The 15,120-nt window shown below is 49.9% G+C and carries 2 protein-coding genes; both read right to left on the reverse strand.

Features of this window, described 5'->3' with window-relative positions:
- Window positions 1-20: 20 nt before the first annotated feature.
- On the reverse strand, window positions 21-7,475 hold the full coding sequence (locus tag KBW69_RS10270; protein ID WP_257280818.1) for an AAA family ATPase: 7,455 nt from the start codon (window positions 7,473-7,475) through the stop codon (window positions 21-23).
- A 156-nt stretch (window positions 7,476-7,631) separates the two neighbouring features.
- Window positions 7,632-15,020: an AAA family ATPase gene (locus tag KBW69_RS10275; protein ID WP_257280819.1), complete on the reverse strand. Its 7,389-nt coding sequence runs from the start codon at window positions 15,018-15,020 to the stop codon at window positions 7,632-7,634.
- Between the last annotated feature and the right edge of the window lie 100 nt (window positions 15,021-15,120).

Consider the following 15,120-nt stretch of genomic DNA (forward strand, 5'->3'; position numbering starts at 1 on the left):
AGAAAAAATTCTGCCTGGTTTTACATCAATGAGTCGTAAATCGAATTCAAATTCACGCTGTTTAAAAACTCTTCAGCAATTATTGTCAGCTCATTGGGTTTCAGCACCAGGGCATTACTGGCGTTGAGTGCCTGCCGTAAGTGGGTATCCCTGAGAGTCCTCTCAAGCCGGTGGGGGCTGATAATTTCATGCATCATGGCAAATAGCTCTTCTGGTGAGGATGGATCATGAGCGCCATAGTTGTCCACGTATCTCTCTATACTGATGGTGTCCGCCATAGAGGCATTGACCCAGCAATACGTTAAAGAACCAGATTTTGAGTGCGTCATTTCATACAGGTAATAACTGAAGGCCAGCTGAATCGCTAGTTTGTATTTGAATTTTAAATCATCCAAAAGCCTTTGATCCCACCATGACACATCACAGGCATTGAGTTTGATTTTTTCCGATAATTGCTTCAAGTCCGGGCTGCTCTCAACTTCTCGATCACACAGAACATTGATTTTTTTCCAAATGATGCCTTCCCAGAGAGGTCGCCCCAGAATAATCACCGGACGGTGGTTCTCCTTGCCAGAGTTCAATTTCGAAAACGCGGGTTGGTGCACCAGCATTCGTTCTACATTCGGAACTCCCTGGGGTTCGCCCGTCCAGGCGATCTGTAAGGATGAACGGGTAATCTTACCTTCCAGGAATGGCGAAAACCCTTCATGACAATGAGTCACGAACCAGGCTTCATCGTTTATATTTTGGTATTTTCTATAAACCAACCGCCATATCTGGCTATTTTTTTCTCTGGACAAGAACATCCGGTACCACTTTTTCAGAGAATGGGCGGCTTCTACCTTCAGTTCATCGACGTCTTCCAGGCGCACCAATATCTGATGCTGTTGATGAGCACCCACAATATGGCCTTTATAGATCGGCGGTGAATCCAGCCAACACGATTCCAGAGTTTTACGGGCAAATTGAATAACCGAAGGTCTGGTTAAGTCAATGTGCTTCAGTATATCCACAATTAGACGTAACCAGTGCGTAGGGCTTACTCCGCCCTGAACAATCATTTTTGAATGAAGAAACTTGAGTTTTCCTGTGACCTGATCTTCATCGCTGTTGGACAAGATTTGTCTTACTGCCTCTGGCAGAGGGTTATGAAGATGACTATCGTCGCAAACCAAAAAATCGATACATTCCTCCACGAAACAACTCAATGTTTTTGTCTCCAGCAACTCCAACATTGAGAAGCCCATGGAAAAACCGGTTAAATTTTTTTCCTTCCAAAGGTTCCTTACTATTTCGAAAGTACTTAGATTGGTTTTTGGTAATGCAGTGTTTGCCACAAAAGCGTTGTTCAGTTCCTTCAGGCTCATGCCACAGGCTTTAGCCAGGGTTTGCTGTTGTGCTAAATCAGCCCCTTTCAGGAGTTCCTTCAGGAGATGCAGAGTCTTCTTTGTCTCACTGCTGGAAGCGGGGACCTTTCTTGTGGGCTGGAAAGCAGGTGTGATTTCTGTTGTCCCACCGGGCGCACCGTCCAAATCCACTGATTCCCAGGTTTGGCCTCTATCCACAGAATACTCAGCAAAGCAGTGGACACGACTGGAAATTTCCCGACATGAAATCCCAAAATAACGACAAAAAGCGATAAAAACAGGCACACGATGACGACAGCTGCCTTGTCGCCGTGTTACCAGGAAACGAAAGAAATTTTCTTTGGCTTCTGGTTCAGCGTCACCGGAAAACTGTTTGCAATACTCCGTGATTGCGTTAATTCGTTGCCTGGTGTCTTTAGTGTCATTGATTGTTTGCAAAAGCTCCTTCATTTCGGTTGGGTGTCGGTCAATATTTGTAAACAGCTCTTTCAGTACGTTTTTCATACCCTCTGTACACTGGGCGTCAAAAGGTATTGATCGTCCTGGCCGGACTTCTTTAGCACGTGCATTTCCCCCCGGTTTTCCGGGTTCTACGACATAAGTACATTGAATACTCTGGTGGGCTTTGGCCTGTGGAATAAAGAGTGTGTAAAGCCCGGTATATCGGTCCCTGATCAGCTTGAACGGCAAACCGTGCTCAATACGCAGAGCCACGATAGTCTCGTGAGGCGTCAGGCTGGGCAATGGATATTCACCATTCTCTGATGACAGCTCAAGGGTCGCCAGCGTTTGATCTCCGGTTAATGCAATTTCCTGGCCATACTCTGGTAACGGATCAGGTATGAGGGTTTCTACCCCCAGAAGGTGGTGACTATCAAGATTGATCTTTTTGATATCACCCTCAGCAGTCACATAAACATGTTTTGCCCGCCAGCGATACATCCTGGGAGAATGGTTATGCGTATCAAAAATTTTATGAATTTCACCTTTTGGGATCTCCAGAGCCTCATAGTTCGTTGTTCGATCCAATGCCTCAGCCTGTTTCTCCAAAGCTTCTGGAATGCCTGGTTCAGGAGCGTCATCACTGCCAGCTGATGCTTCTTTAATAAAATCATTCATCAAATGGTTCGGCAGATCACTTATCTGATGCCAGAGTGCCGGACACAATTGAACCTCATTGGCGTTCCATGCCTCTAGCCGCCGATCAGTTTCCCGAAGATAAGGCTGGCAAGCCGGTGTTTTCAGCGTTTGTTCTTGCTCTTTCGTCAGGGGAAACACGCTATTAACGTCCACGCCCGTCTGGCTAAACCCATGATTAAACCAGCGCTGCTGCCAGTGTCGGTACAGTGACTGAGTGAGCATATCGTCTGACTGATCCGGCTTCAGGGAAAGACCGGATGCCTGCCACCTGGCCTGAGCTACCATCCTGATGATCTCCGTTCTGGCTTCTTCTTTACTCAGACGAGTCTTAATACAAATTTCATGGCGTTTCTCATCAATACTGTTGAGATCACCGCGTCCTACTACCCACGGACGATCAGTGTCCGATACCATTTGGTTGAACCAATGGCAAAGTCGATAATCAAGAGCGCTGTTACCCATGGCAAGAGCCAATGGTTCTGGTAGTTTCTCCAATGATATCTCCGCAGCCATCAGATAAAGCCGGTAGTGCTGATTGAGGCATCGATGAAGTCCTTCTTCGGTAAAATCGCCCCGCTGGATGACCTGGATTACGGCCCTGGCCACATTCTGTAAATCAAGGCTAGTGGGCTGCAACGGTAGTTTTTTCTGTTGCAGATAAGCCCTCAAACGACAATGTATCTCAGTCAGGTGTTCAGCGATGATTTTCCCCTGTGGGGTCTGTGGCAACACTTTCCCGGTAATGGTCTGCAATTCTTCCTGGCTGTACTGCCGGATGGGCAAATGCCGGAAGCGCCCTTTCAGCGCCGGTGATAAGGGTTTTCGTCCGCTGTACTCCGGTGGATTGATGGTGGCAAACAGGTGGAATCCGGGATGGGCATCACCGGCCAGAATATCGTTTAACTCACCTTCCAGATGCTGGCTGTCGATCAGATTCATTTCTGAAATAACCACAATGCCACCATGGACTTTTGCCGTCTGGATCGCTTTACACACTCTGTCCCAGGAACAATCACAGGCATTCAGGGTAAAGACCTTCGGCATGTATTCATCCTGTTGTTCGGCCTGCCGTTTGACGCTTTCAATCACCAGGTTCAGAGTGGCATCTTTACCCCGTCCGGCGGGGCCTTCAATCAGCGTCGCCTGACGACCGTCGTGTTTCCTGTTGAAATGATAAGCCTGCTGACACCGGTTTAAATCCTGTCCCAACCGTTGCACCAGTTCACACACTGCTGATCCGGAAGTGTCAAAGTCAGGTCGGGTTTGTTTGGTGACTGTTCTGAAGGTCTCCTGTATAGGCAGCAGGGTGCTCTGGTTATGAGCTTTGTCGCTCAGGGTGTTGACCGGTTGGTAACGGGCAGCAAACCAGATTTCCAGTGCTGTCAGGGCATCCTGATAACTCTCACTGATTTCGGGACCCAGTACATCCCGAAAACTTTGCTGGATCAAACCGTTCATTTGCTGATAGGTAACACTGTCGTTTACGGGTCGCGCACGATCCAGATACCAACCCACCCAACTGCAGATATCCGTTAAATCCCTGGGGGTAAACTCATGATCTGGCAAGAGTTCCTGATAATACTGCCAGAGCGTCATCACACTTTCGGTGGTCCTTTGTGTAAGGGTGTCTATTTGGCGGTCTGTAAGATGCCGCTGTAAATGCTTGACCAGAGCCGGTTCCACTACCCTGTCGCGTAGGAAAGCCCGGTCCAGGCGTGGGTAGTAAGCCTTGGTCACCTTCTCTTTCAGGGCCGGGTCGAGCTGGCGTCCGGCGTAATGATCCGGGTTGCCGGTGAGAATCACCCGGTGTTTTGAGCTGACCTTGACAGGATGGCCATTCACATAGATGCAGGGCTGCGTTTCCCATAAGCCGTTCAATGACGCCAGCAAGCCGGTTTTGGCCAGGTTGGCTTCATCCAGAACCAGTATTATGTATTCTCCGTTTTTGTCGGATTGAGTGTTGGCCCATGTCATCAGCGCCTGATTTTGCAGTTCCATAGAGCGGTCGCCATCGGCGTGCTCTTGCCACTGCCAGCGTTTCATCAGGGTTTGTTCGCTGTCCGATGGTCCAAGGGACATCACCGAAACCTGTCCTGAAGCCCTTGCCATCCTGGCAGAAAAGTAACTTTTGCCGGTGCCTGTTTCCCCCTGCAGGAATAGCACGGGAGAGTCTGCAAGCCGGTCATGGAGTCGGGATAAACGACGACTTTCACGATCCTTCTGATTCAGCGAACCGTGATAAAGATCCTGAGCCAGTGCTGACAGGAGCTGGTCAGCGGAACTCCGCCATACCAGTGATTCAGACAGTCGATTTTCTATACGTTCAATACGTTCTGCATCAGAATTCTCCGTTACATATTCTCCCCGGGCAATGTTAAAACAATCGGTGGCCAGAGATTGAATAGCGTCGGATCGGGTCTGCCCCGGGTGCAAAGATAACTGCCAGCCGGAAGCCAGTGCATCTTGCAAACGTTTAATCTGTATTTCTGGCCTGATAGTTAACGATTGATATGGCTTCGCTGCTGCCGGATCGACTTCCAGCTGAAAGGCTATAGCATCTCGTTGTTGTTCAGGCGCATGGGCAACGATCATGGTACAGAGTTGGTCGAGAGTTTCTTTTTCATTCCACCATGGTGGAAATGGATTTTCATAAGACAGTTGTAGTTCAGTTTCCTTAAAGACGGAAGGGTCAAATACTCTGGCCAGTGGCCACAGGTTCTGCTTCACAAACTCTCTATCGAGCCGTGGAGCACTGTTGATGATGGCAGTTAAACGATCCGGGTCCACCGAGGCAGTTTGACCCTCATCCGGCGTCTTATGAGCATCCGGCTTCTTATGGGCATCCGGCAGTAACCACCAACAGGCCACTTTCATAAAATCCCGTACGGACGGATTCTGCCGGGTGCCATGGGTGATCACGCTATTGATGGCCTTGCGCCAGTGGCAGGGCAGGAGCTGAGAGGACTGGTCAACCCGCTGTTCTCGCCGGGCAGCCATTATCAGGTTATTCAGCAACCCTTCGGTCAGTTCAGGCAGAGGGTTGCAGAGATTGCCAGGTACAGTTTCAAACGCTTCGTAAAGTTCGTAAAGTGTCTGTTCTGGCAGCCCGGCCCGTGGGATATCGTGTCTGGCCCCATTGCTATCCCAGATATCCACCTCAGGACATGGGTTGCCCGTGGCGATCATCGAACTGAACACTGAAGATGGGCTTTTCGCTGACTCAGGCCAGAGCAGGGTGACATGAGCTTTTGGGTAGGTCTGTAATTGACCATTGACCAACAGAGGTTGCCCAACAGCCAGAGGTTCCAGAAGTTGTTGAAGTGTTGGATTACTCTCCAGTCCCCGCAATACAACCGGCTTGCCAGAGGTTAATGCCTCCTGCAACTCACTTTGACGCCGTCCAAAATGCGCCTTTTTTACTGAGGTGACATGGAGATTATCAAATAGCTGACTGAGGCTGGTTTGTTCATTGACCTGAATCACCAAAGGTGATTCCAGATCATTGATCCAATGACTGGCCTGGGTTTGTTGCTGATACGTGATGGTCTTAAAAGCGGCCTGATCTCTCACTGAAAGCTCATGGTTTTCTGCCAATCCCAGGGCTTTCGGCTGCTGTTTTGAATGAGCCACCTGTAGTCGGGGTTCCAGGTCTGTGGTCTCACGAATTGCCTTTAGCGAGCCCAGTAAATAAAACCAGAGCGCCTCGGTAAGGGGTGACGTTATGGTGACCACACCCCCCGCCCGAACTTGTTCCAAGAGATTGATGTTGGGGACTGCACAGCCTTCCGGGGCAATGGCAATCGGGTTCAGCCATCCCGAAATATTACTTTGGTTAATGATGATCGGGGGGGCAGACGGGTGTTTTTTGTCGTCTTTTTTGTAAAGAGAGCAGGACAGGCTTTGGAACAGTGAATGAAGCTCGTCCTTTTCCACTGGCACTTGATAAAATTGAACATCGTCTGGTAACTGACAAATCTTCCCATTGCTCTCAAAGCGCTTTTGCGCCAGCATCTGCCGAATCGTCTGTTCAAAGGTCAGGTCCTGCCAGTTGGCTCCTTTCAGAATCACACGTTGTCCGGCCTTTAATGACTCAAGCCTGCCGGGAATGTGCCGGATTCGCCCCTGTTTATCCAATCCGGGGCCGCCCAGCAGTAAGTGTCGCCAATTACTGTGCAAGTGACAGTTAATAATAATGTCATTGTCGTCTATTTTTTTTTCCACTGAACTTTCGAAGCCGGGAAATTCAGCCAATACCCCTGGAACCTTGTTGATTTCATTCGCCCGGTCATTGCCGGTCTGCGGGTGGAACTGCCAGGTATTTCCCGGTCGATTAATTCGCCGCCAGAAATCAGCACCTGGTGCACCGTCGGCCTGGCCAACCGATGTCAACTGTGCAAGGTTTGCCAGAACCAGCAGAGCAACATGCTCTCCCAGGGGGCGTTTCATCTGACTGACTTTGTCGTAGAGACAGGGGGTATCCGGGTCCAGTAAATCGTTAAATTTCGGCAGCTCCTCACTGGTGAGCTTGCGGATATCCATCACCAGGGTGAGTGGCTGTGGACCTTCAAAGAGCTTGCCTGAACGCAGAGAGTGGCGACCATCGTCGGCAATGCTTAACCGGGTCACCAGATTAGCCTGTGAGAGGTCGTCAGGGTGGGAAATAAGGGTGAAATCCCGATGTTCATCATCAGTATGGGCCACTAAGAGCTGTCGAACCTGATCATCACTGGCAACAAAACGAAAATCGAAGGCATGAGGAGGCTTATCGAGCGAGGACTTTGCTGGGGATACAGCTCTCGCTTTGTCAGAAAACGTCACCGCAGGTAACGATGTCTTTAGTTTGCACGTTACATCAGGGCAGATTTCTACACCCTTTTCATTTGGCGGGGAGTCCGGCTTCACGCTCCCGGTCGGCACGCCACTCTCGAGAACGGGTTTGTTTGTTTTCTCATCAATACGACCATCCATAGCCAATACCTCCACGCAGTCATTTGCAGGACCAGGTTAAAACTGTTTGGTGGTTTGACCTTGAAATTGGATGGAAGTTCCCTACAGAGCTGACACCCCCCAGAAGTAAGTGGCTTTCCGCTCATTCGGGTAATCAGGAAAAAAATCTGCCTGGTTTTACATCAATGAGTCGTAAATCGAATTCAAATTTACACTGTTCAAAAACTCTTCGGCAATTTTTGTCAGCTCATCGGATCTGAGCACCAGAGCGTTACCGGCGTTGAGTGCCTGCCGTAAGTGAGTATCCCTGAGAGATTTCGCAAATGGGTCAGAGCTATCAATTTTATACATCATGGCATACAGCTCTTCTGGTGAGGATGGCTCATGAGCGCCATAGATGTCCAGATAGTCCTTTGGTGTGATGTGATCAATCATAGTAGCTTTGGCCCAGCAATACGTTAAGCCACCGGCTTTTGAGTGCGTCATTTCATACAGGTAATAACTGAAGGCTTGCTGAATCGCTTGCCGGTATTTGTACCTTAAACCATTCCAAAGCCTATAATCCTCAACTGCTAACCCATAGGGATTGAGTTTGATTTTTTCCGTTATCTGCTTCAAGTCCGGGCTGCTCTCAACTTTTCGATGAAACAGGACTCTGACTTTTTCCGCAATCACGGTCTTTCCCCAGGAAGGTTCCCCGAGGATAATCACTGGACGGTGGTTCGCCTTGCCAGAGCTCAACTTTGCAAACGCGGGGTGGTGCACCAGCATTCGTTCTATATTCGGAACTCCCTCGGGGTCGTCCGTCCAGGCGATCTGTAAAGACGACTGAATAATTTTATACGTAAGGAATGACGAAAACCCATCATGACAATGAGTCACGAACCAGGCTTCACCGTTTCTACTTTGGAAGCTTTTGTAAACCAACCGCCATGTCTGGCTATTTTTTTCTCTGGAAAATAACTTCCGGTACCATATTTTCAGAGCATGGGCGGCTTCAAACTTCACTTCATCGACGGCTTCCAGACGTACCAAAGTCTCATGGTGTATATCAGCAAGCCCTGTATAGAAGTCGTTGATTGGCGGTTGGTCCAGCCAACCCGATTTCAGGGTTTTACGGACAAATTGAATAACCGAAGGTCTGGTTAAGTCAATGTGCTTCAGTATGTCCAGAATTAAATGAAACCATTGCAGAGGGTTTGCTCCGCCCTGAACAATCATTTTTGAATGGAGTGACTTGAGTTGTTCTGTGACCTGATCTTCATCGCTGTTGGACAAGATTTCTTTTATTGCCTCCGACATTGGTTTACTCAAATTGTCTTCGTTGTAAGCCAAAAAAACGCTCCATATTACCCCGTAACCACTCGGTGTTTCTGTCTCCAGTGACTCCAGCATTGAGACGCCCATGACAAAACCGGTTAAGTTTTTTTCCTTCCAAAGGTTACGGACTATTTCGAAAATACTTAGATGGGTTTTTGGTAATGCACTCTTTGTCGCTAAAGCGTTGTTCAGTTCCATCAGGCTCATGCCACAAGCTTTAGCCAGAGTTTGCTGTTGTGTTAAATCAGCGCCTTTAAGGAATTCCTTCAGGAGACCCAGAGTCTTCTTTAACTCAGTGCTGGAAACAGTTCCTTTCGTATTCGGCTGGAAGGCAGGTGTGATTGTTGTTACCTGTGCGGGTCCCCCGTCCAAATCGACCGATTTCCAGGTTTGGCCTCCATCCTCGGAATACTCAGCAAAGCAGTGGATAAAGTTATCGATTAGCCGACATGGAATCCCGAAATAACGACAAAAAGCAATAAAAACAGTCACACGATGATGGCAGCTACCCTGTCGTTTTGTTACGAGGAATTCAAAAAAATTCTCATGACTCTCTGGTTGAATCTCACCGGAAAACTGTGTGCAATAGTCCGTGATCGCCCGAATGAGTTGTGTCTTGTCTTTGGCGTTTTTTATTGCCTGCAATGGCGCCTGTACTTCGGGTAGTTGTCGGCCAATGGTCTTAAACAGTTTGTCCAGTACGTTTTTCATGCCTTCTGAACAGTGGGTGTCAAACCATGTTGATCGTTCTTGCAGGGCTTCTTTAGTAAATGTTTTTTTACTCGCTACTCTGGATTGCACGACATAAGTCACTTGGATACTCTGGTTAGCTTTGGCCTCAGGGACAGACAGTGTGTGAAGCCCGGTATATCGATCCCGGACCAGGGTAAATGCCATATCAGGTTCTATACGCAGGGCCACGATATGGTCGTCAGGGTTCAGGCTGGGCAAGGCATATTGGCCGTTTTTTGATGAACAGCTAAAAGTCGCCAGCGCTTGATCGCTGGTTAATAGCACTGGTTGGTCCTGCCCTGGTAACCGTTCCGGTATGAGGGTTTCAACTCCATCAATGTCTTTATCATTGAGATCGATCTCTTTGACATCGCCTTTGGCAGTCACATAAATATCCCGTGCCAAGTGGCGATACAGACGAGAAGAATGGTAGCAATCAAAAATTTTATAATCGTCAAGCTGTGACTTCTCCTGGTATTCATAGTTCGTTGTCCGGTTCAATGCCGGAGCCTGTTTCTCGTGGACTTCCGGATCGTATTGTTCAGCAGCGTTATCAGTGGCAATAGTTGACGCTCTGTTAACAGGGTTCGACTGACCAATTATCTGATACCAGAACGCGGGCCTTAGTGGAAGCGCCCCGGAGCTCCTTGCGCTTATCCGCTGATCAGCCTCCTGAAGGCAGGGCTGATAAGTCGATATTTTCAGCGTTTGCTCCTGCTCTTTCGTCAGTGGAAACACGCTATTAACGTCCACTCCCGTATGGCCAAACTCATGATCAAACCATCGTCGCTGCCAGTGTCCGTAGAGTGCCCTGGTGAGCATATCATCCGACTGATCCGGCTTCAGGGAAAGGCCGGATGCCTGCCATCTGGCCTGAGCTACCATCCTGATTATTTCCGTTCTGGCTTCTTCTTCAGTCAGACGAGTCTCGACACGAATTTCATGGCGTTTCTCATCAATACTGTTGAGATCACTGCGTCGTATCACCCACGGACGCTCAATGTCCGATACCATGTGGTTGAACCAATCCCAAAGTTGATAATCAAAAGCGCTTTTACTCGTGGCAAGTGCCGATGACTTTGGTAGTGCCCCCAGAGAGATCCCGGCGGCCATCAGATAAAGCCGGTAATGTTGATTGAGGCACTGATGAAGTCCGTCTTTGGTAAAATCGCCCCCTTGGACGATGGCCCGGGCCGCATTTTGTAGATCAAGACTGGTTGGCTGCAATGGTAAGTTTTGCCTTTGCAGGCAGGCCCTCAAACGACAATGTTGCTCAGTCAGCCATTCAGCCACGATTTTCCCGTGCCAGGTCTGTGGCAACACTTTCTCAGCAATGGCACGCAATTCTGCCGGGTTGTACTGCCGGATGGGTATATGTCGAAAACGCCCTTTCAGTGCCGGTGATAACGGTTTTCGCCCGCTATACTCCGGTGGGTTGATGGTGGCAAACAGGTGGAATCCCGGATGAGCGTCACCGGCCAGAATATCGTTCAACTCACCTTCCAGGTGCTGACTGTCGATCAGATTCATTTCCGAGATGACCACGATGCCGCCATCCGCTTTTGCCGTCTGAATTTTTTCACACACTTTGTCCCAGGAGCAATCACAGGCATTCAGGGCAAAGACCTCTGGCATGGATTCTCCTTGTTGCCCGGCCTGTCGTTTGACACTTTCAATCATCAGATTCAGAGTGGCATCTTTACCCCGTCCGGCGGGGCCTTCAATCAGCGTCGCCTGACGACCGTCGTGTTTCCTGCCGAGATGATAAGCCTGCTGACACCGGCTTAAATCCTGTCCAAGCCGTTGCACCAGCTCAGTGACTGCCGATCCGGAGGTGTCAAATTCAGGTCGGGTTCGTTCGGTGAATTCTTTGAAGGCCTGCTGCATAGGGTGCAGGGTGGTCTGGTTATGAACTCTGTCGCTCAGGGTGCTGTCCGAGTGGTAACGGGCAGCAAACCAGATTTCCAATGCTATCAGGGCATCTTGGTGAGTTTCGCTGATTTCGGGCTCCAGCACATCCCGGAAACTTTGCTGGATCAAACCGTTCATTTGCTTATAGGTAACACTGTCGCTTACCGTTAGCGCACGATCCAGATACCAACCTACCCAACTGCAGATATCCGTTAAATCCCTGGGAGTGAACTCATGCTCTGGCAACAGTTCCTGATAATACTGCCAGAGTGTCATTACACTTTCGGTGGTGCTTTGTGCAAGGGTGTCTATTTGGCGGTCTGGAAGATGCCGCTGTAACTGCTTGACCAGAGCCGGTTCTACTACCCTGTCCCGAAGGAAGGCCCGGTCTAAAGGTGGGTAGTAAGCCCTGGGCAGTTTCTCTTTCAGGGCCGGGTCCAGATGGCGCCCGGCATAATGATCCGGGTTACCGGTGAGAATCACCCGGTGTTTTGAGCTGACCTTGACAGGGTGGCCATTCACATAGATATAGGGTTTCGGTTCCCATAAGCCGTTTAATGACGCCAGCAATCCGGTTTTGGCGAGATTGGCTTCATCCAGCACCAGGGTAACGTACTCGCCGTCTATGTCGGACGGGGTACTAGCCCATTCCATCAGGGCCCGGTTTTGCTGTTTCATAGAGCGGTCGCCACTGGTGTGCTCTTGCCACTGCCAGCGTTTCATGAGGGTTTGTTCGCTGTCAGAAGGTCCAAGGGATATCACCACAGCCTGTCCTGAGGCCTTCGCCATTCTGGCAGAAAAGTAACTTTTTCCAGTGCCGGTTTCCCCCTGCAGGAATAGAACGGGAGAGTCCGCCAACCGGTCATGGAGTCGGGACAATCGACGGTTTTCACGATCCTTCTGACTCATCTCGCCGTAATAAAGATCATGGGCCAATGCTGACAGTGGCTTATCAGCGGAACCCTGCCATTCCAGTGATTGAGACAGTCGGTTTTCTATGCGTTCAATGCATTCTGCGTCGGAATTCCCTGTTTTGGCCATGTGAAAACAATCGGTGGCCAGAGATTGAATGGCATCGGATCGGGTCTGCCCTGATGACAGAGGTAAATGCCAGCCAGAAGCCAGTGCATCTTGTATACGTTTGATCTGTCTTGATGGTCTGATGGCTAACGTTTGATATTGTTCTGCTGCCGCTGGATCAACTGCCAACTGATGCGCTATTGCCTGTCGTTGTCGTTCCGGCGAGTGGGCAACGATCGCGGCACAGAGCTCATCCAGAGATTTTTCAGTCGACAAAAATGGAAAGGGTTTTTCATAGGACAGTTTTAATACTCTGAATTGAGTCTCGTTAAAGGCTGCCGGGTCAAAGGCTCTGGCCAGTGGCCATGGGTTCTGCTGCACAAACGCTCTGTCCAACTGCGGGGTACTATTAATGATGTCATTTAACCGATCCGGGTCCACTGAGGCAGTTTGCTCCTCATCCGGCTTTTTATCAGCATCCGGCAGTAACTGCCAACAGGCTACTTTCATAAAATCACGCACTGACGGATTCTGCCGGGTGCCATGGGTGATGACGCTATTGATGGCCTTACGCCAGTGGCGGGGCAGGAGCTGTGGGGACTGGTCAACCTGCTGTGCTCGCCGGGCGGCCAGTATCAGGTTATTCAGTAACCCTTCGTTCAGTTCAGGCAGAGGGTTGCAAAGGTCGCCGGGTACAGTTTCAAACGCTTTGTATAGTTTGTGAAGTGCCTTTTCTGGCAGCCCGGCCCGGGGGATATCGTACCTGACTCCATTGATACCCCAGATATCTACCTCAGGACATGGGGTGCCCGTGGCGACCATCGAACTGAATACGCTAGATGGGCTTTTCGCAGACTCAGGCAAAAGCAGGGTGACATGGGCTTTTGGGTAGGCCTGTAGGTGACCATTGACCAACAAAGGTTGCCCAATAGCCAGGGGTTCCAGAAGTTGTTGAAGTGTTGGATTACTTTCGAGACCCCGCAATACAACCGGCTTGCCAGAGGCTAATGCCTCTTGCAACTCACTCTGACTCCGGCCAAAGTGCGCCTTTTGTTCTGAGGTGACATGGATATTATCAAATAGCTGACTGAGGCTGGTTTGTTCATTGACCTGAATCACCAAAGGTGATTCCAGATCATTGATCCAATGACTGGCCTGAGCTTGTTGCTGATACGTGATGGTCTTAAAGACGGCCTGATCTCTCACTGAGTGCTCATCGTTTTCTGCCAGTCCCAGGGCTTTCGGCTGCTGTTTTGAGTGAGCCACCTGAAGTCGGGGCTTCAGGCCTGTGGTCTCGCGCATCGTCTGCAGTGAACCCAGTAAACAAAACCAGTGTGCCTCGGTGAGAGGAGACGTTATTGTGACAGCACCACCCGCCCGAACTTGTTCCAACAGACAGGTGTTAGGGACTGCATAGCCTTCCGGGGTAATGGCAATCGGGTTCAGCCATTGGGAAATATTACTCTCGTTAATGATAATCGGGTTGCCTGATGCGTTACCAGAGTGGGATAAGGAGTGGGACAGGCTTTGGAACATTGAATGAAGCTCGTCCTTCCCTACCGGCATTTGATAAAACTGAACATCGTCGGGTAACTGACAGAGTTTGCCATTGCTCTCAAAGCTCTTTTGCGCCAGCATCTGTCGAATCGCCTGTTCAAAGGCCAGATCCTGCCAGTTGGCGCCTTTCAGAATCACCCGTTGCCCGGCCTTTAACGACTCAAGCCTGCCGGGAATGTGCCGAATTCGCCCCTGTTTATCCACTCCGGGGCCGCCCAGTAGCAGCTGTCGCCAGTTACTGTGCAAGTGACAGTCAATAACAACGGTATTGTCGTCATCCGAAGCACTCCCGGCACTGGGGAGTTCAGCCAATACCTGAGGAACCTTGTTGATGTTCATCGCCTGGCTATTGCCGGTCTGTGAGTCGAACTGCCAGCTATTTCCCGGTCGATTGATTCGCCGCCAGAAATCAGCGCCCGGAGCGTTATCAGTCTGGCCAACCGATGCCAACTGTGCAGGGTTTGCCAGAACCAGCAGAGCAACATGCTCTCCCAGGGGGCGTTTCTTCTGGCTGACTTTGTCGTACAGAGAGGGGTTGTCAGGGTCCAGCAGATCGTTAAATTTTGGCAGCTCCTCACTGGTGAGCTTGCGGATATCCATTACCAAAGTGAGTGGCTGTGACCCTTCAAACAGCTTCCCTGAACGCAGAGTGTGGCAACCATCTTCAGAAATGCTCAACCGGCTCACCAGATTAGCCTGTGAGAGGTCGTCAGGGTGGGAAATAAGGGTGACATCCCGATGTTCAGCACCGGTTTGGGCTACTAAAAGCTGCCGAACTTCATCATCACTGGCGACAAAACGAAAATCGAAAGAATGAGAGGCTCCGGGAAGCGAGGAATCCGTCGAGGATACGGTTCTCGCCCTGTCAGGCAACGTCATCGTAAGCGACGATCTATTGAGTTTGGAAGTGACACCAGAGCAGATAGCTTCAATCTTTGCCGGTGGAGCCAGCTTTGCTTCCCTTGCTGCCGACACACCCGTATTAAGCACAGGCCCACTTGATTGCTCACTAATCCGACCATCCATAGTCAATCTCCCTTCTGTGATCTGAAGTACTGCATTGAAACTCTTGAATGATTTGACCTTCAGGTAGGACAGAAGTTCCGTTTGGACAGTGAGCCGTCAC

It is taken from the genome of Endozoicomonas sp. ISHI1 (assembly GCF_024606225.1).
In the GTDB taxonomy this organism is placed as follows: domain Bacteria; phylum Pseudomonadota; class Gammaproteobacteria; order Pseudomonadales; family Endozoicomonadaceae; genus Endozoicomonas_A.